Here is a 2,611-nt window from a genome sequence, read left to right as displayed (position 1 = left end):
CGCACCATGTTGTAGATCCCGGTCGACTTCGCGTTGATCCCGTCGGTGTTGTAGTCGTTGTAACACAACTTCGCACCCGGATCCGCCGCCCGCGCGGCCCGGAACGCCGCCTCGATCCAGTCGTTGCCGGTCCGCTGCATGTTCGAGTCACGCCGCCCACCCGAACCACCGTCGGCGAACGCCTCGTTCACCACATCCCAGGCGTAGATCTTCCCCCGGTAGTGCGTGGCGACCTGGGTGACGTGGTTGATCATCGCGCTGCGCAACGCGCTGCCCGACATGCCCTGCGCCCAGCCCGGCTGCTGCGCGTGCCACAACAGCGTGTGACCCCGCACGCTCATGCCGTTGGCCTGCGCGTGGCTGACCAGGCGGTCGCCACTGGAGTAGGTGAAGGTGTTCTGCTGCGGCTCGGTCGAGCTCCACTTCATCTCGTTCTCGGCCACGACGCTGTTGAACTCACGGTTCAGAATCGTCGTGTAGGCGCTGGTCGACAGCTTGTTGACGGCGACAGCCGCGCCGAAGTAGCGGCCCTTCTCGGCGGCGGCCGCCTTCAAGGTCGTGCCGGCTCCGGCTGCGGGAGTCAGCGCCACTGTCATGCCGGTGGTGAGGGCGACGGCGAGGGTCGCCGCCGCCAGCAACGTTCTGCGTGATTTCATGTCGATCCTTTTCAGTGGGTGCATCGGTGGTGGTGATGTGCCACGTCGATCAGGACGGCCGCCCGGTGCGGCGCACGCGGTTGGGGAAGGCGTTCGCCGGCACTGCCGGGAGCCCTGAGGTGACGTCCGCCTGCCCGGAGGGGACGCCGGATTCGAGGTACGACCCGCAGGGCTCGCCCGGTGAACCCAACGAAACGATAAACCTCGATATCGAGGGTGAGCGATAACATGCCGTTCGTCAAGACGAAACGAGCCGTTCACGCCGACGCGCCGGAACACCCCGTATCGCCCACTACCGCCCGCCTGCGGGGATCTCTGGCACCCGCCGCGAAAGCAGCGGACGAACCGGCCCGCCGAGACACCAGGACACGCCTGAGGGTGGTTCTGTTATCGCTCACAGCGATCGGGCGGCCGTGCCCCGCGAGGCTGCCGTCAGCCGGCAGCGCCGCCGTGCCCCCGCTCCGCCAGGCTCGCCTCGACGCGTACCCCGGCAAGCATGTCGGCGGTGGTGTGCGCCCGGATGCCGGGCTGCGTGCCGTCGGCGAACCGGGCGACGACCGCCCGGACATGTCGCTCGGCGGGCGCGGCGAGGCCGTCGTAGACGGCCGCGAACAACTCCTGCGCCGGTCGCCGGAGCCACCCCTCGGGTAGGAGTTCCAGGGGCAACTGCGGATCGAGTACGGGGAACCGCCGGAAGGTGTCCATGACCTCGGTACGGGCCCGCACCGCGGCGGCGCCGTCGACATCCCCGGACACCACCCCGGGCAGCAGCGGCGTCCAGCGCCGGAGGAAAGCGTCGTAGCTCCGGCTGATCGCGTCGATGTCCCAGGCCTCGATCGGGGCACGGTGGATGGCCGAACCGAGGGGGGCCTGCCGCCCGCGGAACACCGTCACGGCACCGAGGGTGAGCTGGTCGAGACGGGCACGAGCCGGGGCGTTCAGTTCACGCGGCGAGATCCACAGTCCGTCATACAACGGCGCGTAACCGAGCCACCGCAGCTGCGCCCGCAGGGCCCGCCGCTGCCCACTCAACTCCTGTGGCAGCGAGAACGCGACGACCGTCCAGCACCCGTCCCATCGCACCGTTGAGGTGGTGGAGGTGAGGATCCAGTGGGCTCCGGCAGAGAGGCTTGCGGCCGCACCGCGGCTGAGCCGGTACGAGCTGCGGCGTCCCAGTCGACTGCCCTCCAGCACGCCGCGGCGGGCCAGCCGGCTGATCGCGGTGCGCGCACCGGCCGTCGTCACGCCGGTCTCCCCGAGCAACGCCACGATGGCGGCGGACGGGAGCGAGACACGGGTCCGCAGCGTGTAGTCCGCCAGCAGGGTCACGGCGACCCCCTGGGGTGAGTTGCCCGCCTGCCGCCGGGGCAGCCGGAGCTCATGATCTCCGTCGTCCGGATAGATCTCGTCGATGTCGAACGGGCTTGCCACAGACGCTCCGTGCTCTTCAGGGACGGTGTGACGACTGTAGACGGATCACCGCCCTGCCGGCTCCCGGGATCGATCGACGATAGAAAGACTTCGATTGACACTTGTCGGTCCGAGGGGAACACTAATTGCCATGCAATGCCGCCCGGAGCCGGGCAGGGACAGGGCAAACCACAGGTAGCGGGCAGGCGTGATCAGGCGGGCACCGGGCGCACCCGCCACCGGATCGCGCTACCAATCCCAGCCGCACAGGCAATCGAAGGAGTCGTCCGTTGACAATCAAGAGAAAACTGCTGCTCGCGCTCGCCGTGCCACTGGTGACGGCCGGCCTGGTGGTCCCCACGCTCCGACCCGCGTACGCGGCGTCGCTGACCGAGGTGACCAGCTTCGGGGACAACCCCGGGCGGATGCGTATGCACGTCTACGTGCCGGCGGATCATCGCGCAGACCACACCGTACGACCACTGCAACATGACGGTCCGCGAACCGGAGTCCGCCGGGGTCCGGCTCTTCGGCACGCTGCTGCT

At 69.0% G+C, this 2,611-nt stretch carries 2 protein-coding genes and 1 pseudogene; 1 reads left to right on the top strand and 2 read right to left on the bottom strand.

Annotation, left to right across the window (positions count from 1 at the left end; all coding sequences use genetic code 11):
- A partial coding sequence (locus tag ACWCO3_RS33755) for an endo-1,4-beta-xylanase (protein WP_450014004.1) occupies window positions 1-656 on the bottom strand: 656 nt, incomplete at its 3' end.
- Between the two features lie 432 nt (window positions 657-1,088).
- Window positions 1,089-2,087: a PaaX family transcriptional regulator gene (locus ACWCO3_RS33750; RefSeq protein ID WP_145784653.1), complete on the bottom strand. Its 999-nt coding sequence runs from the start codon at window positions 2,085-2,087 to the stop codon at window positions 1,089-1,091.
- A 269-nt stretch (window positions 2,088-2,356) separates the two neighbouring features.
- Between ACWCO3_RS33750 and ACWCO3_RS33745 the strand changes: the two are divergent.
- Window positions 2,357-2,611: pseudogene (locus ACWCO3_RS33745) on the top strand (hypothetical protein); the annotation flags it as partial.

The sequence above is a fragment of the Micromonospora sp. NPDC002411 genome, assembly GCF_053592955.1.
Note: the sequence above shows the minus strand (reverse complement) of the source record. Positions and strands in the feature narration are given on the sequence as shown.